Source organism: Nostoc sp. DSM 114161, from assembly GCF_052692665.1.
The window spans coordinates 7,308,211-7,332,500 of the sequence record NZ_CP195141.1; the positions used below are offsets into that span (position 1 = coordinate 7,308,211).

Genomic DNA, 24,290 nt, shown 5'->3' on the forward strand with positions numbered 1-24,290 from the left:
TACACTTATCTTGCAGTTGCTTGATTTTCAAAAAGATGCGTTGGCGTAGCCCAATCCAGACATCGGCCAGCGGCAGTTTCAGTAACAGTTTTTAATAAACTTTTTGCATGAGCCAAGAGGCTTATGCAGTTTTCGGCAATTAAATTAAAAATGCGGATGAAAGGACTTGAACCTTCACTCCTTTCGGAACTAGAACCTAAATCTAGCGCGTCTGCCAATTCCGCCACATCCGCATAGGTTCTTATCTTACCATAAGAAATTATTTTTGGGAATAGCGAGTGGGGGAAATGGGGAGATGGGGAGAAAGAATAAGTAATCCTCAATGCCCCATGCCCCATGCCCCATGCCCAATGCCCCCTTCCTAATTACATAACCGCAACACGAGGCAGACGATGTTTGAAGCCGCAGAGAATTTCCCAAGAAATCGTATTTAATTGTTCTGCCCAATCGTGTGCGGAAATTTTTTCGTTTCCCTGTTCTCCAAGTAAGGTAACTACTTCTCCTTCTTGGATATCGGGTATAGCACTCACATCCAACATCAACTGATCCATTGTAATTGTCCCGATTTGCGGCACTCGCTGACCGCGAATTAACACCTGGATTTTGTTGGAAAGATTACGAGGAACGCCGTCAGCATAGCCAATTCCTACCACGGCTAGGCGAAGTTCGCGGGGGGCAATAAATTTATAGCCGTAGCTGACAGCGGTTCCTGGGGCGATTGTTTTGACTTGGGTAACTCGCGCCTTAAGTTGTAAAACGGGTTTGAGGTCGATCGCATTCTCTAAATGCGGTGCTGGGTAAAGTCCGTAAACTGCTAAACCTACTCGCACAATATCGTAGTGTAATCCTCGGTCTGTAAGTGTAGCCGCTGAGTTTGCCAAGTGCAAGCAAGGTGGTTGGATTCCTATTGCTTTGATTTGAGCGATCGCTTCCTCAAATCGTCTATGCTGTTCCTTCATCGCGGTAGTGTCAGGATCGTCTGCCGTTGCCAAATGAGAATAAATGCTGGCAATCGAAAGATGTGGTAACCGCTGTACCAATTGCACAAATTCAGCAGCTTGCTGCCAATTAGTTCCTAACCTAGACATTCCCGTGTCTAATTTGATGTGTACGGGTACGGGAGAACCATGATTCATGGATTCTAAAGTATCAGAAAATACTAAAGCTTGTTTCGGGCTGCATAGTGTCGGCTGGAGTTGCCATTGAGCGATCGCATTAATCTGCTCTGGTGTATGAGTCGCCCCTAAAATCAAAATCGGGGCTTGAATCCCGCCTTCTCGCAATTGAATCGCCTCTGGAACCGTAGCGACTCCCAGCCAACTAGCTCCCGATTGAATTGCAGTTTGAGCCACCGTTACCGCTCCATGTCCATAGGCATCAGCTTTCACCACTGCCATCAATTGAGTACGCGGCGATAAAAACTGCACTATTTGTTGTATATTATGCGACAACGCCTCTAAATCAATTTCTACCCAAGCTCGTTGCGAAAACCACGCGTAGGTATCGCACTCCTCATTAGGAACTACACCGGGAATTTCCTTGCGACTTAACATTTGTACTGACTCCTATCCACCGTAGCTCAACTTCCAGACTATCTATACACGCTCCTAAAAGCGATATCAGATTAAACACGAAGTTTAACTCTCACTTGGAATTGATACAAGATGCTGGGGATCGAGTGGAGAGTGTGAGGAGATGGAAAGACAAGTGGAATAACTCCTAACTTTTCAGTCAATACTCTAATGACTAATAACTAATAACTAACTTAATTTCCGAATTATTCCGGAAAGTATAATTTCTTATCATCTCCCTAGAAGAGTATATTTGTGTTAATATATGTAAAACTAATACCCTAAACGCAGATCAATGGGGAAGGTTTTAGTCTTAAACGCCTCTTACGAACCTCTCAATATAACGAGTTGGCGTCGCGCTGCGGTTCTGTTAATCAAGGGCAAGGCAGAACGCGTGGAACACAACGGTAAATTCCTTTATTCGGATTTCCCGCTGCCAACCGTAATTAGGTTGCGTCATTATGTCCGCGTTCCTTATAAAGAAATTCCTCTCACTCGCCGAAATATATTGCATCGTGACGGTCATGCCTGTCAATACTGTGGTTACACAGGAGACGAATTGACCTTAGACCATGTAATACCGCGATCGCGCGGCGGAGGGGATACGTGGGAGAACATTGTCACAGCTTGTGTCCGTTGCAATGTTAAAAAAGGCAGTCGCACTCCCCACGAAGCTCATATGCCTTTGCGCCATCTTCCTCGCCAACCTTATAGCAGCCTTTATTTTGAGGTCAGTAAACATCTCAAAAGTGGACTGCACGCAGAGTGGCAAAAATATGTTATAGGACTTTGATATGACATAGCCCAGTAGCCTGAAAACCATACAACAATACTCACAGGTTTGCCTTTGTACTCGGTTTTGAAATAAGGCTAAAGCCGACGCGCACGCATTTGCCTTTGACAAATTGCGTGTTGAATTAGTTATGTCCGCTGATTGTGAGGGACATTGTTCGGCAAAAGCTAACATAGGACTTTGACGAAATCTAGCCAAAAAAGACAACAGCTTCTTACTATATCGCATAAAAGCTCGAATAGCTAGAGTGCGTTGAAAAATATAGCAAGGAACGGGCAACAGGCTTGAAACGCCCTTTGTGTCTGAGTTTTAACGTCAGCTTGTGTCCTCAACTAGGCATCAACCGCTATATTCAAATTTTGAACTGACGGCATTGTCAAAGAATCCTTACTTGCCTGAGTTTTCTAGCATTCCTTGAGATTACTAGAGTAATTGCTACGGGGCAAAGAAGCGGGTTAACTGCTGAGTTAGGAATTTTCCCTTCTGCCCCTTTGCCCGCTGCCTCCGATTCTCCAGTTTTGAATCCCTAGTCCTTTTTACACAAAAAACAAAACATGCCCTATTGCTTGAAGATATAACCATTAATTGCTCAATAGTCAAAATAATGAGACTATTGAACATAAGATGGTTTTAAATATTAAAGACTAACTCTAAGGTATTAGGTGGAAATTATACCCTAAGTAAGAAAAATTTTAAAGTTCGGTTATCAACCTTGAATAAAAATCCTTACCGTTCAAATTACAGAGAAGGAAAAAGGCATAAAAGACGTTTATGCTCCAACATAAAGCCAGATATAGAAAACTTACTTTTTTCCAGTACCTACATACATAGGATCTAATGAATAGTTAATTGCTGAGCGTTGTTACTGACAAAAAATATACTTAGGTATATAGTGCAATGTCTTGATATTTTTGCGAAGATCGAAATAATGTGCCTAAATTTAGAAAATCGCTGATTGTAGTGTTTCTGAATTAATGGAGCCTCACACTTTAAAAAAAGTTCCCTATGTACTTAAATTCTCCCGTTAATGAGTTTGAGAGTTTGTCATTGACCGCAGAGCCAAACCCAGAGGAAGCTGAAATAGAGAAAGACCCAGTGGAAGTTGCACTTAAAAGTCCATCATTACAACCATCGCTAAGTGAAGGAGCTATCTTTCTTAGCCAGCGTGGTAATTCCCTGACACAACAAAAGTCAGAAGAACTGCAAAAAACTCTGCTAGCACACCGACACGATCGCCAACTAGTAATTTTGCAAGATTTTCCCGATCCAGACGCTCTTTCTTGTGCCTGGACTTATCAATTAATTGCCCAGCAATACGATATTAAATGTGAAATAATTTATGCTGGCGCTCTGAGTCATCAAGAAAATATTGCCTTGGTTAGACTCACTAATTTACCTATCCAACGCTGGACGCAGCAAACCTTGAAAACCAAAGATTTGTCATGTTATCAAGGTTTCGTATTAATTGATAACCAAGGAACTACTTCACAGCTAATATCAGCGGTTCAGCAAGCAGGAATTCCCTTAGTTGCGCTGATTGACCATCACAGTTTACAAGGCGAACTCGAATCAGAGTTTGTCGATGTTCGTCCTTATGTACGAGCGACGGCGACAATTTTTACTCAATATCTGCAAGCGGGATTACTAGCATTAGATAGCAGCATCAATCAACACGTAAAATGTGCTACTGCCTTGATGCATGGCTTACGTTCCGATACAAATCGCCTGATGCAAGCGCAAGAAGAAGATTTCATGGCAGCTGCATATTTAAGCCGATTTTATGACGCGCAACTGCTGAATGCCATTTTACAGGCGAATCGTTCCAAGCGGGTGATGGATGTGATTGAGCGATCGCTAAAAAACCGCATCGTTCAAAATAACTTTTCCATTGCTGGTGTCGGTTACCTCCGCTATGACGACCGCGACGCCATCCCCCAAGCAGCTGATTTTCTCGTCACCGAAGAAAACGTCCATACTGCCGTAGTTTACGGCATTGTTCACGATGAAGACGAAGAGTTAGAAATAGTGATTGGTTCCTTGAGAACCACCAAACTCACCCTCGACCCCGATGAATTTATCAAAGAAGCCTTTGGTCAAGATAGTACAGGCCGCTTTTTTGGTGGTGGAAGAACAAGCGCAGGCGGCTTTGAAATTCCGATGGGTTTCTTATCTGGCAGTAACGAAAATTCCGCCTATGCGAAAATGAAATGGGAAGTCTTCGACGCTCAAATTAAGCAAAAACTACTGAGGTTAGTTAACCCCAAAGATAACCCGATTCAGTCGGAGTAAAAGAAGGAGAAGGAGATGGGGAGAACTCCTAACTCATGTACTAACCAAAGCGTTTTTTTATTACATAACATCCCTTCCCGACTTTTAAAAAAAGTCGGGAATTTAGTTTTTATTAATGAATTGGGAATCTAGTTCGTGTCTAATCTTAAGTAAGCCAATATAAATAAAGTTAACTCCTGCTTACTTATTTATTTCCCAAAAAGGAGCGCCATGAAGTCTATAGAACTTCAAATGTTAAAAAATTTGTATGAGCAAGACTTTTATGCTTGGGTAGAGCAGACCGCAGAACTTTTACAATCGCATCAGTGGGACACGTTGGATTTAGAACACTTAATTGAGGAAGTGGTGGACTTGGGTAAGAGCCAACAGCGAGCGTTGCAAAGTGCATTGCGGTTAGTCTTGTCCCATTTGTTGAAGTGGAAATATCAATCTCAACGTCGCAGTCAAAGTTGGCAAATCACTATTACTCGCGAACGACTGAATATAGATGAATTGCTGCAAGAAAGTCCCAGCTTGCGCCGTTTTTTAAACGATGCGGAATGGATAAATACTACTTATCAAAGAGCGCGGCGAGAGGCAATGGTGGAAACAGGTTTGTTGGAAGAAAATTTTGCGATCGCCTGTCCATTTTCTGTTAATGAAATTTTAGACTTAGACTTTTATCCTAACGCTGACGAATAATGTAGAATTTTTGTATAAGTTATGTAAGAATCAGTGAATTTCAATCATTGGAAAAATACTTATGATTAACAATACTAAAGATCTATATGATTAGGATAGATGAATAGACAACAAGCGTAACGAAATAAATCAGCATAGGGTATGCTAATAAAATTCAAAATATGGAACTGTATCTATTTCGTCATGGCATCGCCCAAGATAAAGATTTAGGCATTAAAGATGAGGAGCGCAGTCTTACCAAAGAAGGAAGGCAAAAAACTGAAAAAGTTGCCCAAAAACTTGTCAAATTGGATTTAAGCTTTGATTTGATTCTCACCAGCCCCTTAGTACGTGCCCGCCAAACGGCTGAAATCCTGATAGAAACAGGATTAAGTTCCCAGCTAGAAGAATCTAGCCACTTGGCTCATGGAGGTGAAATTTCTAGTTGGCTGGTAGATTGGTTAGAGCCAAGAAATTATTCCCAAAATACCCAACTGGCCTTGGTTGGACACGAACCTGGTTTAACCAATTGGGCAGAAATTCTCCTTTGGGGGGAAGTCAAAGCCAGCCTAGTCTTGAAAAAAGCAGGTATGATTGGGATAAAACTACCAGAAACTGGTTCTCCTCTGGGTCGTAGTCAGATGTTTTGGTTGACACCACCCAAGTATTTGCTATAGCAGTTTGTCAACATTTTCCATTGTTGTTAGAAGGGCTACTGTTATGGCGACAATAAATTTCTGGTAAGTTAACTCGATCGGATATTTCAAAAAGTAAATGGTGTTGCCATGATGGTGTGCGAATACAAGCCTGGTCTAGAAGGCATTCCCGCCGCCCAATCAAGTATCAGCTATGTTGATGGGCAAAAGGGAATACTAGAATATCGTGGCATCCGGATTGAGGAACTAGCAGAAAAAAGTACATTCCTAGAAACTGCTTATCTCTTAATCTGGGGTGAATTGCCCAGTAAACAAGAACTCCAAGCATTTGAACATGAAGTTCGTCACCACAGGCGGATAAAATACCGCATTCGTGACATGATGAAATGCTTTCCAGAAAGCGGTCACCCAATGGATGCCCTACAAGCCTCTGCTGCTGCTTTAGGGTTGTTTTATTCGCTCCGGGATTTACATAATCCAGCCTACATTCGAGATTCTGTTGTGCGCTTGATAGCAACCATTCCCACAATGGTGGCGGCGTTCCAACTGATGCGAAAAGGCAATGACCCCGTGCGTCCCCGCGATGACTTAGACTACTCTGCCAATTTCTTATACATGCTCAATGAGCAAGAACCAGACCCATTGGCAGCGAGAATTTTCGATATCTGCTTGATATTACATGTCGAGCATACAATGAATGCTTCTACTTTCAGTGCCAGGGTGACAGCTTCTACCTTGACAGATCCTTACGCTGTGGTTGCTAGTGCCGTGGGAACCTTGGGAGGCCCTTTGCATGGTGGAGCCAATGAAGAAGTTATTCAGATGTTAGAAGACATTGGTTCTGTGGAAAATGTCCGTCCGTACATCGAAGACTGTCTGCAACGTAAATCTAAGATTATGGGTTTTGGACATCGCGTTTATAAAGTCAAAGACCCACGAGCCACGATTTTACAAAAGTTAGCCGAACAGTTGTTTGAGAAGTTTGGGTATGACAAGTACTATGACATTGCCCAAGAAATGGAACGAGTGGTAGAGGAAAAACTCGCAGCCAAAGGGATTTATCCCAATGTTGACTTTTATTCTGGTTTGGTGTATAGGAAAATGGGAATTCCCACTGACTTGTTTACACCAATATTTGCGATCGCCCGCGTCGCCGGTTGGCTAGCCCACTGGAAAGAACAGCTAGCAGAAAACCGGATTTTCCGTCCTACCCAAGTTTACAACGGTCATCACGAAGTTCCTTATCTCCCCATTGACCAACGTTAACTGGTATTGGGCATGGGGCATGGGGCTTTCCAGGAAGTGTGGGAGGTGTGGGAGGATGGGGAAGAAATCTTTCCCCCCACACTCCCCACGCTCCCCCATCTCCTCATCTCCCTTATCCCTTTACCCTTTAACCTTTTCCCCTACCTCTTCATCTTCCTCATCCCCCCGCCCCCATTCCCCATTTTCCACTCCCTCCACTCAATAGCCAGCGTCAATGCCAACCATAAGTAGAAGTTCTTATCTCGCTTCAGGGTGGTAAAACCATCCAACGATATACTAAACATGGGAATTGGCAACAAATCTTCAATCAGACTCATCTGGGCAAAACTTATCAAACAGTGAATTTACAGGTATTACTAGAGTAATATTTGTAACTTACTTTGACTTATGTCTTAAAGAGCGGAAACATGAATTCAGGAATTGACCTCCAAGGAACTTTTATTGAATCCCTCACGGATTTAGGTGTACCAGCAGGAACAGCCAAAGCAATTTGGATGCCACTGCCAATGGTACTAATGCTGATTGGGGCAACAGTGGGTGTATTAGTCGCCACTTGGCTAGAACGAAAAATTTCCGCCGCCGCACAGCAACGAATTGGCCCAGAATACCAAGGGCCTTTTGGGTTACTGGTGCCTGTAGCGGATGGTTTGAAGCTGGTGTTTAAAGAAGATATTGTGCCAGCCAAATCTGACCGCTGGCTGTTTACCCTCGGCCCAATTATTGTTGTGATTCCGGTGTTTCTGTCGTTCTTGATTGTGCCCTTTGGGCAGAACATCGTGATTAGCAATGTCGGTATGGGCGTATTTTTATGGATTGCTTTGTCAAGCATTCAGCCCATTGGCTTGTTGATGGCTGGCTACGCATCTAATAACAAATACTCCCTTTTAGGCGGCTTGCGGGCAGCAGCGCAATCTATCAGTTATGAAATTCCATTGGCGCTGGCAGTGTTAGCGATCGCTATGATGTCTAATAGCCTCAGCACCATTGACATTGTGAATCAACAATCTGGTTACGGCATCCTGGGCTGGAACATTTGGCGTCAACCAGTCGGTTTCATAATTTTTTGGATAGCCGCCTTAGCTGAGTGCGAAAGATTGCCCTTTGACTTACCCGAAGCAGAAGAAGAATTAGTAGCAGGTTATCAGACTGAATACGCAGGCATGAAATTCGGTCTGTTTTACCTGGGTTCCTACGTTAACTTAATACTTTCTTCCCTACTAGTAGCAATTCTCTACCTGGGCGGTTGGGACTTTCCCATTCCTCTCAACCTCATAGCTAATTGGCTAGGAATCAGTGAAGCCGATCCCGTATTGCAGATAGTAACTGCTGCTTTGGGTATCACCATGACTGTGTTCAAAGCCTATTTACTAGTGTTTGTCGCCATTTTGTTGCGCTGGACAGTGCCACGGGTACGGATTGACCAATTGTTAGATTTAGGATGGAAGTTTTTGTTGCCAGTTGGTTTGGTTAACCTGCTATTAACCGCCGCCCTGAAACTAGCCTTTCCTTTCGCCTTTGGCGGTTAGTCATTAGTCATTAGTCATTGGTCATTAGTTATTAGTCATTTGCAAAAGATAAAGCGCAAAGTCTGAGCGGAGGTTCCCGACCATCGGAACTTTGTAAGAGAGGACGAATGACTAAGCACAAAGGACGAATGACTAAGGACAAATAACGCTGATAGCTTAAACAGAGAGAGTGAAACACAATGCTAAAGTTCCTGAAACAAGTTGGTGATTACGCCAAAGAAACAGTACAAGCTGCGCGTTACATTGGTCAGGGACTTTCTGTTACCTTCGACCACATGCGGCGGCGTCCGATTACCGTCCAGTACCCTTACGAAAAACTGATTCCTGGCGAACGGTTTCGCGGTAGAATTCACTTTGAGTTTGATAAGTGTATCGCCTGCGAAGTTTGTGTTCGCGTTTGTCCGATAAATCTGCCTGTAGTAGATTGGGAATTCGACAAAGCAAGCAAAAAGAAAAAACTCAAGCACTACAGTATTGATTTTGGAGTTTGTATCTTTTGCGGTAATTGTGTGGAATTTTGCCCCACTAACTGTCTATCCATGACAGAAGAGTACGAACTTTCCACTTACGATCGCCATGAATTGAACTTTGACAACGTAGCGTTAGGTCGTCTGCCCTATAAGGTAACAAATGACCCAATGGTGACACCACTACGCGAACTAGTTTACCTACCCAAGGGCGTCCTCGAACCCCACGGACTGCCTGCCGATGCGCCGCCTGCGGGTGCGCGTCCAGAAGACCTTGTGGAACAAACCGAAAAATAAATGTCATTTGTCATTTGTTATTCGTCCTTTGTCCTTTGTGATTTGTCCAAAGCAAATGACCAATGACCAATGACCAATGACCAATGACTAATGACCAATGAAAATTGACTAAGGACAAAAAACAGTGAATCTAGCGGAAGGAGTACAGATTGTATCCCTTAGCGTACTGGCTGTGATGATGATTGGGGCAGCCCTTGGCGTGGTACTGTCACCTAGCATCGTCTATTCTGCCTTTATGCTGGGGGGCGTGTTCATCAGCATGGCGGGACTTTACCTGTTGCTGAATGGTGATTTTGTTGCAGCTGCACAAGTGCTGATTTATGTTGGGGCGGTTAACGTGCTGATTTTGTTTGCCATTATGTTGGTGAACAAACGGCAGAATTTTGTCCCATTTCCCAACTCTTGGGTGCGGAAGGCACTAACAGGTGTAGTTAGTCTCGGATTGTTTGGCCTTTTGAGTACGATGGTGCTGGCAACTCCTTGGGCTTACTCCACTACTCCAGCAAGTACTCAAGGTTCTATAGTTTTAATCGGCGAACATTTCTTCACTGACTTTTTACTACCCTTTGAACTAGCTTCGATTTTGCTGCTGATGGCGATGGTAGGAGCGATTATTTTGGCACGTCGCGAGTATTTGCCAGACCTGACACCATCTGAACTACCACAAACTGTTTTGACTTTGCCAGAACGCCCCAGAGAACTGGTATCAAGCAGCAGCGAAACAAGAGAGTAAAGAATTCAGAATTCAGAATTCAGAATCACTCTTGGAGGATTGGGACTCACTACTTGGAAGCACTATCAAATGAAAAAATCTCAAGACCGCGCTGCCTCAAAAGTGGAACTGTAATTCATTCAAAATTCTGGCTCCTGACTCCTGAATTCTGAATTCTGAATTCTGACTCCTGACTCCTGAATTCTGTTTTCATAGAAAGTGGTGTTTTTTCAGAAGGAATACTCAGATTCATGCAACTCCAGTACTTTTTATTATTAGCAGCTGCTTTATTCTGCATCGGCATTTACGGTTTAATTACCAGCCGTAACGCTGTGCGGGTGCTGATGTCGATTGAGTTGCTGCTCAATGCTGTTAATCTGAATTTAATGGCATTTTCCAACTTCCTCGACTCAACATTAATTAAGGGTCAGGTTTTCACCGTGTTTGTGATTACCGTGGCCGCAGCCGAGGCGGCGGTGGGTTTAGCGATCGTGCTTGCCATTTATCGCAACCGTGATACCGTCGATATGGAGCAGTTTAATCTCCTGAAGTGGTAACTGTGCGTGCAACTCAAGCAGGTAATCATTGCTTATAAAGCGCGAGATGCCCGTAGTAAAGAATGGGCAGAAATGTGCGCTAAACAACTCGAAAATCGCCAGTGCCAGGTGTTGATGGGTCCTAGCGGGCCGAAAGACAACCCCTATCCAGTCTTTTTGGCTTCAGCAGGTCAACCAATAGATCTCGCTTTGGTACTCGGCGGTGATGGCACTGTTTTGACTGGTGCTAGACATTTAGCCCCAGCTGGCATCCCAATTCTGGGAGTGAATGTGGGAGGTCATCTGGGGTTTTTAACTGAATCAGTGGAAGAGTTTCAGGATACCGAGAAAGTTTGGGATCGACTGTTTGAGGATCGCTATGCTATCCAACGGCGGATGATGTTACAAGCTGCGGTGTATGAGGGTCATGGGTCTAATTTGCAGGCAGTTAGCGAACGTTATCTGGCTTTGAATGAATTTTGCGTCAAACCGGCTTCCGCTGACCGCATGATTACCTCGATTCTGGAAATGGAAATTGATGGCGAGGTAGTCGATCAATACGTTGGAGACGGGTTGATTATTTCCACTCCCACAGGTTCTACTGGTTATACCGTTTCTGCTAATGGGCCAATTATGCACGACGGTATGGAGGCGATTACCGTTACTCCGATTTGTGCAATGAGTCTTTCTAGTCGTCCCCTCGTTTTACCCCCTGGTTCTGTGGTAAGTATCTGGCCTTTGGGGGATTACGATTTAAGTACCAAGCTGTGGACTGATGGAGTGTTGGGGACTTCGATTTGGCCTGGACACCGTGTTGATGTGCGGATAGCAGATTGTCGAGCTAAGTTTATCATTTTGCGCGAGAACAACTCTTACTATCAAACACTGCGGGAGAAGTTGCTGTGGGCCGGTACAAGGGTTCGTTACAGCAATAATCACCGTAATTGATAAAGTATTTGAGAGCGCTTTTTTCAAATGGCGTTCGCTACGCCGAACCCCCAGCCCCTAGATGAATCTAGGGGCTTTTTACCATAACCAATTTATCTGTTGCAAAGATTTTTGCAAATAGTATTACTTGCATTTATACCCTATATTAAAGGAAAATTTTGTATCTTATTGCCAGATTTTTCTGGCATTAATGTCGATAATAAAAACACTATATTACTAATCACAGAGATGAAGAAAGCTATCTAGGGAATTTTTTATCGAAAACTGTCTCAATGACACTTCGAGGCATTAATGCATAATGCTTAAATTCTAGTAGGATATTTTCGCAAAATCCAAAATGTTATCAGTAGGAAGACAGATGGAAATTCCTGGACGCAACATCAATTACCCACTGAATCCTCCTTCTCTTCAAGATTTTCCTATCGTTCAAACTAAAAAATATATCCTACGGCTTGCCTCAACTGAAGAAGAATTAAAATCAATTTTTCGATTGCGTTTTGAAGTTTTTAATCTGGAACTAGGCTTGGGATTATCTACTTCTAGTTTTACTCAGAGGGATGAAGATCGGTTTGATGAGGTTTGCCATCATTTAATTCTTATCTGTAAACAGACAGGTAAAACCATTGGAACTTATCGGATGCAAACTTATAAAATGGCTTCTCAAAGACTAGGCTTTGATGCTGCCGATATATTTAATCTGAATGCAATTCCTGATTCTGTACTTCAAGCATCAGTAGAAGTTGGGCGTGCATGTATAGCTAAAGAATACCGCAGCGGTCAAACACTATTGCTACTCTGGGAAGGCCTAGCAAATTATCTCATCTGGACTAAAAATCAGTATTTCTTTGGCTGTGCATCATTACTAACGCAATCTCCTTGGCAAGCTACTTGCGTTTATAATTATTTTCACCAGAATAACTTGATGCATCCAAGTATTTTAGTTTATCCAAATTCAGAATATTATCTAGAATTACCTCAAAATTGTTCGGATTTATGTAATGTTGAAATTCCGAAAATTTTGCAGGCTTACTTGAATATTGGTGCTAAAATATGTAGTCTTCCAGCTATCGATCGCCAGTTTAAAACTATTGATTTTTTAACTATATCTAATAGCAAAGATTTTGTTAGATGGGGTTATCAAATTTTTTAAAAATTATACATATTTTCTTTTGGCGACAGTCAGTCGTGGCTACGCCGACAAAAAAATGAATGTTGACTCAAGCCAGTTTTGCTGGATTTGATACAACCTTACCCAATTCTTTTCACAGTTAATAGAGGAGGGTGTTTATTACCAATCTGGCAAATTAAGCGATTCTCAATTAGGTTGGCGATATCTGACAAGCAGTTACCCTTGAGAGCGAGTTTAATAAACCTCCTTACCTTCAGCCTCCCCGTGCTAGTAGGATACTGCTCGTTATTCAGGCATGTTACCCCTCACACCACCATTGATTTTTTAGGCTTAAATCTAGCTTATCCGAAAGGTTATTTCATAAGAAAATGAGAGATGTACCAAATGAGGGGTGTGACCCCCTAACCTCTCGCTGTATCCTACCACGAGAGGATTTTAAGGCTCTCCCCTGGGAGAGGTTTGAAGAAGGAAAAGTTTGAGCGGAGGTTTCATTCATGAGAGCTTTTTGAGAGAGGTCAAATCAACCTGCTCGAACTCACATCAGTTGATGTCTCGGTAGTGTCTACGATGGCTACCCCTGGATACCTCATCCAGTGGAGTAAACTGGATTATTTTAGAAAACTTTTTGGGAAATGTAACTTATGCACCATCTCAAATTTGCGCCGAGTTGGTTGCGAATTTTGATTATTTTTTTGTTGACAATGAGTATATTGTTTCGCTTTTTTAACCTTGATGGCAAGGTTTACTCTCATGATGAAACTTATACCTCATTGCGGATTTCTGGCTATACCATAAATGAAGTCAAAAAGGAAGTTTTTAACAATCGTGTCATTGCTAAAGAAAGTTTGGCGAAATTTCAAGGTGCAAATCCTTCAAAAAGCTTAAATGACACAATTATGGCTTTGGCAAAAGAAGATTCTCAGCATCCACCGTTGTATTACATAATCGCTAGATTGTGGACGGAAATCTTTGGTAATTCGGTGACAGCAATCAGAAGTTTATCTGCGTTGATTAGCTTGCTAGTTTTTCCCTGTGTTTATCGGTTATGTCGAGAATTATTTGATGTACCATTACCGATTCCTGGTGTAGCGATCGCACTTATGACGATCTCTCCAATTCACTTAGTATATGCCCAAGAAGCGCAAGAATATATTCTCTGGTCGATCGCTATCTTGCTATCTAGCGCTTCACTGTTGCGAGCAGTGCATTTAGAATTACAAGATAAAGATGAACTAACAAAACAACCACCAGATCTTTTTAGTACCTGGAGTGTTTATGCAATAACTTTGACCATTAGCCTTTATACATTTCTTTGGAGTGGATTTGTCGCACTTGCTCACGGAATTTATGTGATTGGCGTAGCCAGATTTCAGTTGACTGAAACTGTGAGAAATTATCTGATAGCATCACTGGTAAGTTTCTTAGCTTTTATGCCTTGGATGACAGTTGCGATCGGAGAATTTTTTCAATTTCTAATTTCCGGAGAAAAAACAACAACACAATCATATTTAATACCTGTATTTCCATTTCTATTAATGCAGAGTAGTCGGATTTTTTTTGATATAAATTTAACATTAGACAATCCTCTAATGTATTTAATTACACCATTTTTTTTAATTTTTATAGTATATGCAATTTCTTTTCTTTGCGTTACTACCAGTTACAAAGTTTGGTTGTTTATTATTACATTAATTGTAGTGCCAACACTGCCTTTAATACTACCAGCTTTGAGTGCTGGGGGGATACAATCTTTTACTGAACCATATTTAATCCCATTTTATTTAGGAATTCAACTAACTGTTGCTTATCTAGTGGCTACACAACTATATAATAAGAGCTTGCCACGTCGAACAATTTGGCACATAATCATGGGGTTGTTGATTATTTGCGGTCTAATTTCTTCTAGGGTCAATTGCCAAGCAGTAACTTGGTGGAATAAAGGCATCAATGATAGCAATTTGCAATTTGCCCAAATTATTAATCAGAGTACTAGCCCACTTTTAATTAGTAATTCTTTAGATAATAATTATGAAAATGTATTTTCTTTGAGTTACCTGTTAGAACCAAAAGTACGATTTTTGTTAGTCAACAATCAAAAAATTCCCAAAATTACTAATGAGTTTACTGATATATTTTTACTCAATCCTTCAGACAGTTGGCGCAAATTAATAGAACAAAAGTATAACGTTAAGACAAATATTCTTTACCGCGATCGTTATTATTCTGTTTGGAAATTAACTAAAACTCGTAATTCACGCCGACGTAATATGCCATTCAATAATCAATTATCTACTGGTTGGTAAGATGTTATTTAGCTCGCGTAGAGAGGAAGAGTAAGTAATTAGTTAAACATTATTGATTGTGAAATTTAGCTATGCTGCATCTCAAACTCGCTCAAAATAAGTTACGGTTTTTTATTGCCGTTTTGTTAATGGCGGGTATTTTTTTTCGTTTTTTTAACCTTGATGGTAAAGTCTATTGGCATGATGAAACTTTTACTTCGTTACGGATTTCTGGATATACGGCAAATGAAGTAAAAGAGCAAATCTTTACTGGTCATGTAATTAATAAAGAAAGCTTTCTTAAATTTCAGAGTTTGAATGGGGAAAAAAGCTTAATTAATACAATCAAGTCTTTAGAAGTGGAAGATCCACAGCATCCTCCGCTATATTATATAATCGCTCGGTTGTGGGTGGGGATTTTTGGTAATTCGGTGACGGCGATTAGAAGTTTATCTGCATTGATTAGTTTGTTAATTTTTCCCAGTATTTATTGGCTATGCCGAGAATTATTTAGAACAGAATTATGGGTATCAGAAATTGCGATCGCAATTATGGCAATCTCTCCTATTCATCTAGTATACGCCCAAGAAGCACGAGAATATATTCTCTGGGTAGTGACAATTTTATTATGCAATGCGTCATTTTTACGAGCATTAAGATTGGAATCAACACCGCAAGCACCACGCATATTAAACTGGGGAATTTATGCAGTAACTTTAACAATTAGTCTTTATACATTTTTATTAAGTGGATTTGTAGCACTAGCTCATGGAATTTATGTAATTATCACTGCTAGATTTAGATTAACTCGAACAGTAAGAACTTATTTGCTAGCATCTATAGTAGGATTTTTAGGCTTCACCCATTGGATATTAGTTGTAATAACTAACTTTTTGCAATTTAATAGTTCAACCGCATGGACAAAGATAAAATTTCCCCTAGAAACTTTAATTAAATCTTGGTTATTACAGTTGAGCCGAATTTTTATCGATTTAAACTTTGGTTTTGAAAACCCGCTTAGCTATCTAACCACAATAATTTTTTTCACCTTGATTGCATACTCAATTTATTTTATTTATCGGACAACTAACTACAAAGTTTGGTTGTTTATTGTAATGTTAATTATGGTTCCTGCACTACCCTTAATGCTACCAGATTTAATTTTTGGTGGTATACGTTCGCTTTCAGAACGTTATTTATTACCTTCTTATTTGGGAATTCAATTATCTATTACCTATTTATTAGCTATCCAGATAAGGAACAAGAGTTTTGTATCTCGAAGAATCTGGCAAACAATTTTGGTACTAGTAATTATTTGTGGACTAATTTCTTATGCAGTGAGTTCTCAAGCAGAAACATGGTGGAGTAAGGTTATTAGCTATGATAATCCACAAGTTGCTAGAATTATTAATCAGGCTAATCGCCCACTTTTGATTAGTGATGCTTCTGGGATAAATTATGGAAATGTCTTTTCCCTCAGCTATCTTTTAGAGCCAAAAGTAAAGTTTCAATTGCTAAAAGAGCAAAGTATTCCGAATATTCCTGATGTATTCAATGAGATTTTTTTACTAAATCCTTCAGATATCTGGCGTCAAAAAATAGAAACCATTTACAAATCTAAAACAGAGGTTGTATATAGCGACAATTATTATTCAGTTTGGAAATTACTCAAAATTAAAAACTAAAATTAACATCGCGATCGATAAGTTTAGTTGCCAATCTTAACTCCGACCGATCGCCGATCGTTAAAATGTCTCTGCGTCTTGGTGTCAGCTTATAATGATAAGTCTTTAACCGGGCATGATATGAAACTCGCAATTCAATTACTTTGGTGGTAGTGTTACTGCTATCAGCCAAAAATCTTTTATCAACTGTATAACTTGAATAAACTGGTAGACATCAATAGGTTTTGTAACATAGCAATTAGCACTAAGATTATAAGAACGTAGTATATCTTGCTCATCATTGGAAGTAGTAATGACAACCACAGGAATGGATTTAAGATTTGGGTCTGATTTGATTTCTGTTAACAGTTCGCGTCCATCCATTCCTGGAAGATTTAGGTCAAGAAGGATTATGTCTGGACGGATAGCATCAGCAAACTCTCCTTGGGAGAGCAAGTAGTTCATAGCACTTTCACCATCTTCAACCCAGTGCAAGTTGTTGGCGATTCTGGCATTTAAGAAGCCTTTGATGGTGAGGTTTGCATCGCTAGGAGAGTCTTCAACTAGCAAAATTTCAATAGGTGGGGATGCCCGCTCGTCAACCATGTAGTTACTAAAAAGCTATTAATTTTAGTATGGAGTATATGTATTATAAAGATACCTTAATTTGTATTAATGGTAAAATAAAATACAGTTCCCACACCTGGCACAGACTCAGCCCAAATGCAGCCTCCATGCCGCTCGACGATTTTTTTGCAGATAGCCAAACCAATGCCTGTGCCAGGAAATTCTCGACGAGTATGAAGGCGTCGGAAAACTTCAAAAATCCTCTCAAGATATTGAGACTTAATACCGATGCCATTATCCTGTACCCAAATGAGCCATTGGAAGTGGGGAATAGGGAGTGGGGAGTTAGGAGTGAGAAATTCTCCCTGTGGTTCGCCATCTCTTCTGAGGGCGCCAATATGAATCTGAGGTGGCTCTTTTCGGCAAAACTTGATGGCATTGCTGACTAGATTTTGGAATAGTTGCACAATTTGGGTTTTGTCTGCGAGTAACTTTGGCAAATTATCGTGAGTGATGATGGCTTTACTTTCGGCGATCGCTACATGTAAATTACTCAGAGCTAGACTCAGTGCAACATTACAATCAACGAGCACAAATTCCTGTCCGCGAGTCCCCACACGAGAATAAGCTAGCAAGTCTTGAATCAACTGCTGCATTCGCTTTGCCCCATCTACAATGTAAATCAAGTATTCTTTAGCAGAATCATTTAGACAGTCTTGATATTCTCTCTCTAATAATTGGGTATAACTTGTCACAGATCGCAATGGTTCTTGTAAATCGTGGGAAGCCACATAAGCAAACTGCTCTAACTCTTGATTAGAACGTTTTAGATCTTCATTCAGCTTTTGTAATTCTGCTGTTCGTTCCTGAACTTTGATTTCTAGTTCATCATTCATTTGTTGTAGTGCCTGTTGTGCAAGTTTGCGTTCTGTGATGTCCGTGTAAGTGCCTATCCATTCTTGAATTTCATTGTTGGCATCTAAGACAGGAACTCCACGGGCGGCAAAAAATCGATAGCTGCCATCCGCAACCTGCACGCGATACTCACTAAAGTAAAGATTTTTGGTTTTTAGGGCCTCAGTCCACAACAACTGTGTCAACTCTCGATCCTCAGGATGAATTGCATTGAGCCATCCCCCTTCCTTGACTTGGGCATCAGTTTGCCCAGTCAAAGCCATCCAAGATGAATACTCTTTTGGCATCCCATTACTATCAGCTATCCAGACAGCTTGAGAAGTAGCAATCACTAGTGAGCGATAGCGTCTTTCACTCTCTTCTAAAGCAATTTCCGCCAATTTCCGCCGAGTCACATCTTGAAAAAGAATTGATATTCCTTCCGCCGAGGGGTACATAAAATATTCAACCCAGCGGTCGAACGGTGCATAATATTCTTCCATATACATGACTCGCTGTTCTGCCGCAGCCTGATGGTAAATTTGATAAAATTTATATTCGACAGTTTCAGGGAATACTTCCCAGATGTTTTTACCAATCAAATCTGCCGAACGGCGATTGAATATTTGTTCGGCTCTGTGATTGATGTAGGTATAGCATGAGTCGCGATCGAGGGCAACAAAAGAATCTGTAATAGTTTCTAAAATATCTGCTAGTTTTGCTTTTGCAGCTTGCTGTTCCAAACGAATAGCTTCCTGTGATAAAGCCTTGTTCACCTGAATTTGCTTTTGCAGCACTAAGTAGACCAAAATTAGCAAAACCACACTCAAAATATATCCCAGGCTTACGACAATAACGATTTCTTGAAAAAGATCTTCAGTGGCTGCTGTTTGTTCTTTTGATAAGGTTCTTTCGTCATTTTCGGTTGCTTGGCTGATTGCTTGAATTTGTTTGCTTATCTCTAAGCTGCGACCAACAATAGCTATTTGAGTTGGCTTATGTAAATTTTTTTGCTCAAACAAGTCAATGGACTCCTCAAGCAAAGAAAATTTCTCTGCAATCAGAGGTTCGAGTGTATCAAGTCGCCTTTCTTGATTAGAGTTATCACTACTTAGCCATCGGACGGCTTTAAGCAGTTGGTATACCTTCTGCTTCTGCTGTTTATAAGTTTCTCGATAAACTGTATTTTCTGTGAAAATATAGTTACTTTGTGCGCTCTCAGCATTACCGAGGTGAATACGTATGCGATCTATCGATTCTATAACTTGTTGAGTATGAACTACCCATCGCTTTTCTGCGGTTAACCTTTGAATACTTAAATAGGAAGCTGTTACAACAGCAGACATTAGTAGTAATGCCAAGCTAAAACCACCAACAACAAATTTTTCTGATAGTTTGTTCATAGAATACTCGCACAACTATAGCTAATAACTAAATAAGTTTTAGCTCTCACGGCAGGCACTGATGACTGTTGAATAAAATAATACTAGTATAATTAGCGAGATTTTTTGAGATAATTATACGAATTAAGTTATTTATTTTAGCTGTTGAGAAGCTTGTAGCTAACTAAAAGCGATCGCGTCCTATTCAAGCTGAATTCTTGTAAATTTGGTTTTTCCAGCGTTCATCTCAATCTGAAATTTCTTTACCATATTCAAATCTGCGTTAGCGTACTCTTAGAAGCAAGCTAGCAAGAGCGTCTTGTAGAGAAGGTATCGCTCTATTCTAGATTGTGAATGCCGAGCATAAAAAATGAGTGGATAATTGTGGGAATCATACCACATATCCACTCTTAAATTACTGGATTGAACTCATTAAAAACCGCCACAAAATAATTAAAACTTGGGAAGGTTTAAATTAATTAACGTGACTCAGTTCCCTGATTTGGGCTGCCTTGTACGGTATCATTTTCTGGTGCTTCTGGAGTAGCAGAAGTTTTACCATCACTTTTTTCAGCATCGCCAGTTTGGCGGGTAGCTTCATCAATGGGAGTTTGGTAGCCGCCAGAAGAGGTAGGTGTAGTATCTTGATTACTAGATTTTTGTTGTTCAGACATTATTAGATTCCTAATCATTTACTCTTAGAACTATCTTAAGAAGATTACGTCTGTGTTTTCATCTATCTAGAATAGAGTTATTGCTGATTTGGCCCTCTATCAAAAGTACTAATTATTAAAAATAATCTCTGCTTATGAAAATTTATAAATATATAATTAGTCATTAATGAATCTAAAAAAGTAACCAGGTATTAAGGAAAAACTAAGAACGGATTTACTATCCAAAATACTTTTGAAATTGCTTGATTAATTATTACCAAAAAATGCATAGTGGGTCACTGACTCAGGAATGTGGCGCGATAATTGTGATATAAGCTACCCAAGCATAATTAATGAACCAAAGTAACGTATCCTTACCACCTGGATGTATGCTTCGCAAAGCAACCTCTGGCGATCGTTGGCCGATTCGATCGCTGGTGTTTTCAGCGAAACTCGACCCAACGCAATTAAATTGGCAGCAATTTTGGGTAATTGAATGCGATGCCTACGGCGGACAAAGGCGACGCCATTTAGTAGCCTGCGGACAGCTACGTAATTTCTCAGGGGCACAAGAACTTGGTAGTTTAGTAGTTGCACCACCTTGGAGAGGTCGTGGTTTGGGTACTTTACTGACCCAACATTTGATTAACACAAGCCAGCAACCACTTTATCTTGAATGTTTGGGTGAGAGATTGGCAGAGTTTTACAGTCGCTTTGGTTTTGTGCCAATATCTTTTGCAGAACTGCCAGAACTCCCCAAGACAAAATTCTCGCCTGCACTCAAGGATAAATTTAGATTCTCAGAACTAGCTAAAAAGCTCCTCAGAGTTCCTGTGGTGTTTATGGAGTATCGCCCCAACTCTTGATTAAGGTATGCACAACAAAGTTTAATATTAGCTCTTTCCAATCCTCCTCTATTCCCCACTCCCTATTTTCAAATCTCAGGTTTAGCAAAAATCGTTAGCAACACAGGCCCTAATAAATAATGGTGGCTCAAACACAATAGCCCAGCAGAGGAAGCCAGAACCTGACGTTGATTGGGGCTGTAGAATCGAATTCCACGGGGAGAAATTGGCAATAATTGAGGTTCTGCCTGTTTTTTGGAAGTAAAGTCAACCAAATAAAAGCATCCACCGGGAGAAAGTACCCGTGCTATTTCACTAATCACCTGTTGAGGTTCCAAATAATGCAAAAAGCTGATAGTGGTGAAAACAGCTTCAAACTGACCATCAGCAAAAGGAAGAGACTCAGCTTTACCCTCAACAAAAATCAAGCGTGGATGGTGGCGGTTGGTCAGTCTTGACATCCGCAACATATTACTAGATAAATCTAATCCCGTACCCCGCAGATCTGGGAACTTAGTTGCAAGGCGTCCAAGTAAGCGTCCAGTACCGCACCCAATATCGAGTATGTTAGCTCGATCTGGTAAATTGACGTACTCTAGCAAGCGTTTGTGGATGGCTCGATAAAACACCGAAGGAAACAGCCAATCGTAGCTTGGCGCCCAGCGATCGAAAAGGAACTTTTTGTTATTCACAAAGTCATAGGTCATTAGTTTCCGCAGTTCACCTAAAGCTTGATGCTTTTTTAGGGTAAGTAGCTGCGCCTCCTTTGAAGTTGGTTAACTATAGCTTTGCAGCCCAGCAATATCTAGCCTAACCTTTGGCAAAATACTTATGCTCACCTCGGCTAATTATCTGGAATTTTGGCAGTTGAATGTGTAGTTACAAGTGTTCCTAGAGAGTTTAGCTATCTCTATGGAAAACTAAAAAACGAGCGATCGCTGCATAAAACTATTAAACCCAACCGTATATGTTCATAGAGGTTCAAATAAAATAAACCCAATCTATTTTAAAAATATCAAGGAGAGTAATTATGTCAAGCTTTATTCAAATCCGCTTACACAAAGATATATTGCACCCAGTCCGCGACTGGTTGGAAACTTTAGAAGTTCATAACTCTAAATTGGCTCATTTCCTCTGCAAAGCTATCCCCGCTCAGTGTCCATTTGAACGAGACATCACTGTGTTTGGTCGCAAGCTATTTCACATTCCACCAATGTGTAAATTAAATCCTCTGTACGAAGAAGTTGTGGGATTGCGTTTTAGAGCACTCTGTTATCTTGCCGATGAATGCGGTGAAGATGTCACAGCTTATTGTTAATGGTTAGTCGTATCGTTGTTCGATCTAGCAGCCATCGGTAATTGCAGATTTACGGTTGTTACTCACTCAGATTTATACTAAGCTAGCGTACACCTAATTAGATGTCTGGCTATTTAGTAGCTGACACCTCGAAGACAGTGTTTCCAAACCGGATTGTTGCTTACCGTACCCTGCTGAAATCATTAACATCATCATGACGCACATCTTACTGATTGAAGATGAAGTCAAACTAGCACGATTTATTGAATCCGAGTTGAATTATGAAGGCTATCAAGTTAGCATCGCCTACGATGGATTAACTGGACTGACCGCAGCACGGGAGTTGCATCTAGATTTAGTGATTTTAGATTTAATGCTGCCTGGTTTTTCAGGGTTGGAAATTTGCCATCGTCTGCGAAGTATTAGTAATGAAGTGCCAATAATCTTACTAACCATCAAAGATGAAGTGAGCGATCGCATTACAGGCTGCTTAGATGCTGGTGCTGATGATTACGTAGTTAAACCCTTCAGCATTGATGAATTATTAGCCAGAGTCCGCACTCACTTGCGAAGAAGAGATCGAGTAGACACCGCAGATATTTTAGAATTTGAAGACCTGAGTTTAAATCGTCGCACGCGCCAGGTGTACCGATGTCAGCGGTTAATTGAGTTAACGGCTAAGGAATTTGATTTACTGGAATATTTTCTTATCCATCCGCGACAAGTAATTACATGCGATCGCATTTTAGAAGAAGTCTGGGGCTACGACTTCATGGGCGGTACCAACCTCATCGACCCATATATTAGGTACCTGCGGCTGAAACTTGAAGCTAATAACGAAAAGTGCCTTATTCAAACCGTCACTGGTGTCGGCTACAAATTATGTGGTTAACGGGCATTGGACATTTGTCACCCATACTTCCTCTGTCCCCCATCTCCCCACTCCCAATCTTAAATAATTTAAAAACCCAAATTTTTCTATCTTAGGAGAATTTGGGCTTTTTGGCAATCTCAGCAACAACTCATGCAACTCGGAATTAATTATATTAGGATGCACAATGTCATGATTCAAAATCTCAAGTGGTATGACCTATTTAGAAACAGCAGCGCAATTTTACCGCGAAGTCGCCCAAACTCCAGAAGTCGGACTTTGTTGTGTGCAAAGTACATCTCTGCAACTACCAGGATTGAAAATTCCTTTGCCAATGCAGGAAATAAATTATGGTTGTGGTACTACTGTTCGCTCGACTGAACTAGCAAACCAAATGTAAAATTTTAATATTTGACTAATAAGATTCTGGATTATGACTACTTATTTATAAATATTAAAATGTTGTTAATTAGTTTATTTTTAGCTACGCTTTTTTTAGCATATTCTAATGGTACAAATGATAATTTTAAAGGTGTAGCAACGCTATTTGGTAGCCAAATATGCAGTTATCAAACAGCAATTTTGTGGTCAACTTTTACAACTTTTACTGGTGCCGTAGCTGCAACTTTTTTAGCCAGTACATCAATTAAACTTTTTTCAGGAAAAGGATTAGTACCAAATGCAATCGCCAATGCACCAGAGTTTCATTTAGCAGTGGCGATCGCCGCTGGTTTAACTGTACTCATTGCCACTTTCATAGGGTTTCCTATTTCCACAACTCACAGTTTAATAGGTGCTATTGTTGGTGCTGCATTAGTAGCGATCGGACTCAAAGTTAATTTTACGGCTTTGGTAGCTTCTTTTGTTTTGCCTTTATTATTCAGTCCAATTATTGCTATTTTGTTGGGAGCACTAATTTACAGTTTATCAAGCTATATCAACTACAAATATAACCTAATAATTAACCAGAAAATTATTGATACTT

General features: G+C 40.7%; 22 protein-coding genes, 1 tRNA gene and 1 pseudogene (1 of these 24 running past the window's edge). 18 read left to right on the top strand and 6 right to left on the bottom strand.

What is annotated here, in order from left to right:
* Positions 1 to 151: 151 nt before the first annotated feature.
* Together NSTC745_RS30380 and alr are read right to left on the bottom strand one after the other, a co-directional pair.
* Positions 152 to 233 (bottom strand) — tRNA-Leu (locus tag NSTC745_RS30380).
* A 132-nt stretch (positions 234 to 365) separates the two neighbouring features.
* Positions 366 to 1,553, bottom strand: a complete 1,188-nt coding sequence (gene alr / locus NSTC745_RS30385) for an alanine racemase (RefSeq protein ID WP_445634325.1) — start codon at positions 1,551 to 1,553, stop codon at positions 366 to 368.
* A gap of 313 nt (positions 1,554 to 1,866) precedes the next feature.
* Between alr and NSTC745_RS30390 the strand changes: the two genes are divergently transcribed.
* From NSTC745_RS30390 to NSTC745_RS30450, 13 genes are all read left to right on the top strand, one after another.
* Positions 1,867 to 2,364: an HNH endonuclease gene (locus NSTC745_RS30390; protein ID WP_096537994.1), complete on the top strand. Its 498-nt coding sequence runs from the start codon at positions 1,867 to 1,869 to the stop codon at positions 2,362 to 2,364.
* Between the two features lie 1,005 nt (positions 2,365 to 3,369).
* Positions 3,370 to 4,653, top strand: a complete 1,284-nt coding sequence (locus tag NSTC745_RS30395) for a DHH family phosphoesterase (protein ID WP_445634326.1) — start codon at positions 3,370 to 3,372, stop codon at positions 4,651 to 4,653.
* A gap of 210 nt (positions 4,654 to 4,863) precedes the next feature.
* Positions 4,864 to 5,334, top strand: coding sequence for a DUF29 domain-containing protein (locus NSTC745_RS30400; protein ID WP_445634327.1), 471 nt, complete (start codon positions 4,864 to 4,866; stop codon positions 5,332 to 5,334).
* Between the two features lie 161 nt (positions 5,335 to 5,495).
* The gene (gene sixA / locus NSTC745_RS30405; RefSeq protein ID WP_445634328.1) at positions 5,496 to 5,990 is read left to right on the top strand and encodes a phosphohistidine phosphatase SixA; all 495 of its coding nucleotides are present in this window, start codon (positions 5,496 to 5,498) and stop codon (positions 5,988 to 5,990) included.
* A gap of 108 nt (positions 5,991 to 6,098) precedes the next feature.
* A complete protein-coding gene (locus tag NSTC745_RS30410; RefSeq protein WP_445634329.1) occupies positions 6,099 to 7,235 on the top strand; it encodes a citrate synthase in 1,137 nt (378 codons plus the stop codon).
* A 407-nt stretch (positions 7,236 to 7,642) separates the two neighbouring features.
* Entirely contained in the window at positions 7,643 to 8,761 is a 1,119-nt protein-coding gene (gene nuoH / locus NSTC745_RS30415) for a photosynthetic/respiratory NAD(P)H-quinone oxidoreductase subunit A (protein WP_445634330.1), read from the top strand.
* A gap of 179 nt (positions 8,762 to 8,940) precedes the next feature.
* On the top strand, positions 8,941 to 9,525 hold the full coding sequence (ndhI, locus tag NSTC745_RS30420) for a photosynthetic/respiratory NAD(P)H-quinone oxidoreductase subunit I (protein ID WP_445634331.1): 585 nt from the start codon (positions 8,941 to 8,943) through the stop codon (positions 9,523 to 9,525).
* A 124-nt stretch (positions 9,526 to 9,649) separates the two neighbouring features.
* A complete protein-coding gene (locus NSTC745_RS30425; RefSeq protein WP_445634332.1) occupies positions 9,650 to 10,258 on the top strand; it encodes an NADH-quinone oxidoreductase subunit J in 609 nt (202 codons plus the stop codon).
* Positions 10,259 to 10,488: 230 nt separating this feature from the next.
* Positions 10,489 to 10,794 (top strand): NADH-quinone oxidoreductase subunit NuoK, encoded by a 306-nt coding sequence (gene nuoK, locus NSTC745_RS30430; RefSeq protein ID WP_006199065.1) that lies wholly within the window; start codon positions 10,489 to 10,491, stop codon positions 10,792 to 10,794.
* 6 nt (positions 10,795 to 10,800) lie between these two features.
* Positions 10,801 to 11,721, top strand: a complete 921-nt coding sequence (locus NSTC745_RS30435; protein ID WP_445634333.1) for an NAD(+) kinase — start codon at positions 10,801 to 10,803, stop codon at positions 11,719 to 11,721.
* A gap of 358 nt (positions 11,722 to 12,079) precedes the next feature.
* Positions 12,080 to 12,871, top strand: coding sequence for a GNAT family N-acetyltransferase (locus tag NSTC745_RS30440; protein ID WP_445638724.1), 792 nt, complete (start codon positions 12,080 to 12,082; stop codon positions 12,869 to 12,871).
* A 620-nt stretch (positions 12,872 to 13,491) separates the two neighbouring features.
* Positions 13,492 to 15,153 carry a glycosyltransferase family 39 protein gene (locus NSTC745_RS30445; protein WP_445634334.1) on the top strand — a complete coding sequence of 554 codons (1,662 nt, stop codon included), beginning with the start codon at positions 13,492 to 13,494 and terminating at the stop codon, positions 15,151 to 15,153.
* A 71-nt stretch (positions 15,154 to 15,224) separates the two neighbouring features.
* Positions 15,225 to 16,817, top strand: a complete 1,593-nt coding sequence (locus NSTC745_RS30450) for a glycosyltransferase family 39 protein (protein WP_445634335.1) — start codon at positions 15,225 to 15,227, stop codon at positions 16,815 to 16,817.
* Positions 16,818 to 16,955: 138 nt separating this feature from the next.
* Here NSTC745_RS30450 and NSTC745_RS30455 read toward each other — a convergent pair whose 3' ends face one another.
* The 3 genes from NSTC745_RS30455 to NSTC745_RS30465 form a co-directional block, all read right to left on the bottom strand.
* Entirely contained in the window at positions 16,956 to 17,402 is a 447-nt protein-coding gene (locus NSTC745_RS30455) for a response regulator (protein ID WP_445634336.1), read from the bottom strand.
* A gap of 56 nt (positions 17,403 to 17,458) precedes the next feature.
* Positions 17,459 to 19,660 (bottom strand): PAS domain S-box protein, encoded by a 2,202-nt coding sequence (locus NSTC745_RS30460; RefSeq protein ID WP_445634337.1) that lies wholly within the window; start codon positions 19,658 to 19,660, stop codon positions 17,459 to 17,461.
* Positions 19,661 to 20,118: 458 nt separating this feature from the next.
* Complete coding sequence (locus tag NSTC745_RS30465; protein ID WP_445634338.1) at positions 20,119 to 20,313, bottom strand: hypothetical protein; 195 nt, start codon at positions 20,311 to 20,313, stop codon at positions 20,119 to 20,121.
* Positions 20,314 to 20,645: 332 nt separating this feature from the next.
* On the opposite strand from NSTC745_RS30465, the gene NSTC745_RS30470 reads away from it, so the two are divergent.
* Entirely contained in the window at positions 20,646 to 21,158 is a 513-nt protein-coding gene (locus NSTC745_RS30470) for a GNAT family N-acetyltransferase (protein WP_445634339.1), read from the top strand.
* Between the two features lie 68 nt (positions 21,159 to 21,226).
* Here the strand turns inward: NSTC745_RS30470 and NSTC745_RS30475 are convergent, their stop codons facing one another.
* Positions 21,227 to 21,844, bottom strand: coding sequence for a class I SAM-dependent methyltransferase (locus NSTC745_RS30475; RefSeq protein ID WP_445634340.1), 618 nt, complete (start codon positions 21,842 to 21,844; stop codon positions 21,227 to 21,229).
* A gap of 323 nt (positions 21,845 to 22,167) precedes the next feature.
* Here NSTC745_RS30475 and NSTC745_RS30480 point away from each other — a divergent pair, with 323 nt between their 5' ends.
* The 4 genes and pseudogenes from NSTC745_RS30480 to NSTC745_RS30495 form a co-directional block, all read left to right on the top strand.
* Positions 22,168 to 22,455, top strand: a complete 288-nt coding sequence (locus tag NSTC745_RS30480) for a Mo-dependent nitrogenase C-terminal domain-containing protein (RefSeq protein ID WP_445634341.1) — start codon at positions 22,168 to 22,170, stop codon at positions 22,453 to 22,455.
* Between the two features lie 193 nt (positions 22,456 to 22,648).
* On the top strand, positions 22,649 to 23,326 hold the full coding sequence (locus tag NSTC745_RS30485) for a response regulator transcription factor (RefSeq protein WP_445634342.1): 678 nt from the start codon (positions 22,649 to 22,651) through the stop codon (positions 23,324 to 23,326).
* A gap of 193 nt (positions 23,327 to 23,519) precedes the next feature.
* Positions 23,520 to 23,699: pseudogene (locus tag NSTC745_RS30490) on the top strand (arsenosugar biosynthesis arsenite methyltransferase ArsM); the annotation flags it as partial.
* 65 nt (positions 23,700 to 23,764) lie between these two features.
* Positions 23,765 to 24,290 carry the 5' portion of an anion permease gene (locus NSTC745_RS30495; RefSeq protein WP_445634343.1) on the top strand. Its footprint extends 434 nt past the window's final position, so 526 of the gene's 960 nt are visible here — the first part of the coding sequence; its start codon is at positions 23,765 to 23,767; its stop codon lies beyond the right edge, outside the window.

Excerpts from the sequence above, each read along its gene's own strand:
- ndhI (WP_445634331.1), top strand. The coding sequence starts at position 8,941 with ATGCTAAAGTTCCTGAAACAAGTTGGTGATTACGCCAAAGAAACAGTA.
- NSTC745_RS30470 (WP_445634339.1), top strand. The coding sequence starts at position 20,646 with ATGAACCAAAGTAACGTATCCTTACCACCTGGATGTATGCTTCGCAAA.
- NSTC745_RS30445 (WP_445634334.1), top strand. The coding sequence starts at position 13,492 with ATGCACCATCTCAAATTTGCGCCGAGTTGGTTGCGAATTTTGATTATT.
- NSTC745_RS30465 (WP_445634338.1), bottom strand. The coding sequence starts at position 20,313 with ATGTCTGAACAACAAAAATCTAGTAATCAAGATACTACACCTACCTCT.
- NSTC745_RS30450 (WP_445634335.1), top strand. The coding sequence starts at position 15,225 with ATGCTGCATCTCAAACTCGCTCAAAATAAGTTACGGTTTTTTATTGCC.
- nuoK (WP_006199065.1), top strand. The coding sequence starts at position 10,489 with ATGCAACTCCAGTACTTTTTATTATTAGCAGCTGCTTTATTCTGCATC.
- alr (WP_445634325.1), bottom strand. The coding sequence starts at position 1,553 with ATGTTAAGTCGCAAGGAAATTCCCGGTGTAGTTCCTAATGAGGAGTGC.
- NSTC745_RS30395 (WP_445634326.1), top strand. The coding sequence starts at position 3,370 with ATGTACTTAAATTCTCCCGTTAATGAGTTTGAGAGTTTGTCATTGACC.
- nuoH (WP_445634330.1), top strand. The coding sequence starts at position 7,643 with ATGAATTCAGGAATTGACCTCCAAGGAACTTTTATTGAATCCCTCACG.
- NSTC745_RS30390 (WP_096537994.1), top strand. The coding sequence starts at position 1,867 with ATGGGGAAGGTTTTAGTCTTAAACGCCTCTTACGAACCTCTCAATATA.
- NSTC745_RS30455 (WP_445634336.1), bottom strand. The coding sequence starts at position 17,402 with ATGGTTGACGAGCGGGCATCCCCACCTATTGAAATTTTGCTAGTTGAA.
- NSTC745_RS30410 (WP_445634329.1), top strand. The coding sequence starts at position 6,099 with ATGATGGTGTGCGAATACAAGCCTGGTCTAGAAGGCATTCCCGCCGCC.
- NSTC745_RS30460 (WP_445634337.1), bottom strand. The coding sequence starts at position 19,660 with ATGAACAAACTATCAGAAAAATTTGTTGTTGGTGGTTTTAGCTTGGCA.
- NSTC745_RS30475 (WP_445634340.1), bottom strand. The coding sequence starts at position 21,844 with ATGACCTATGACTTTGTGAATAACAAAAAGTTCCTTTTCGATCGCTGG.
- sixA (WP_445634328.1), top strand. The coding sequence starts at position 5,496 with ATGGAACTGTATCTATTTCGTCATGGCATCGCCCAAGATAAAGATTTA.
- NSTC745_RS30440 (WP_445638724.1), top strand. The coding sequence starts at position 12,080 with ATGGAAATTCCTGGACGCAACATCAATTACCCACTGAATCCTCCTTCT.
- NSTC745_RS30485 (WP_445634342.1), top strand. The coding sequence starts at position 22,649 with ATGACGCACATCTTACTGATTGAAGATGAAGTCAAACTAGCACGATTT.
- NSTC745_RS30400 (WP_445634327.1), top strand. The coding sequence starts at position 4,864 with ATGAAGTCTATAGAACTTCAAATGTTAAAAAATTTGTATGAGCAAGAC.
- NSTC745_RS30480 (WP_445634341.1), top strand. The coding sequence starts at position 22,168 with ATGTCAAGCTTTATTCAAATCCGCTTACACAAAGATATATTGCACCCA.